Source organism: Salipiger sp. (genome assembly GCF_059781815.1).
In genome coordinates this window covers 315-866 of the sequence record NZ_JBYNAH010000093.1, presented here as the reverse complement: position 1 = coordinate 866, position 552 = coordinate 315, and the positions used below count along the sequence as shown (strand labels likewise).

Here is a 552-nt window from a genome sequence, read left to right as displayed (position 1 = left end):
CCGCCGGCGTCGCGCCCGTCACCGCGTAGCTCAGACTGTCGCCCGTATCCACGTCCGTGCCCGGCAAGCTGCCGGTCACTTGCGCGCCGTCCTCCGTCGCAGACGCCGTCGTCGCCGTCAGCCCCGGCGCATCATTGGTGCCGGAGATGGTCACCGTGAGCACATGGCTGGTCCCATCGACGCTCGTCACCGTCACCGTATCGGTGAGCTGCCCGCCACCCGAGGTCAGCGCCTGAACCGCCGGCTGGGAATTGTCGAGCTGGTAGCTCCAGGTCCCGTCCGCATCGACCGTGAAGGTGCCGTGCACCCCGGTCGCAGACGGCATCGGAACAAACGCCGCCTCGCCCGCATCCGGATCGGTGACATCGAGCTTGCCGGAGGTCGTGAGATGGGTGTCTTCCGTCACCGTCCCCACCGCCGTGCCGGTGATCTGCGCCCCGTCATCGGTGCCGTTGATCGTCACCGTGATCTGCTGCGTCGTCCCGTCCAGCGTCGAGACCGTCACCGTATCGGTGAGCTGCCCGCCACCCGAGGTCAGCGCCTGAACCGCCG

Annotated in this window: 1 protein-coding gene; it reads right to left on the bottom strand. The window is 68.8% G+C overall.

What is annotated here, in order from left to right:
* On the bottom strand, window positions 1-552 hold a 552-nt coding region (locus AC6RA4_RS12475), incomplete at both ends, for a VCBS domain-containing protein (protein WP_500160760.1).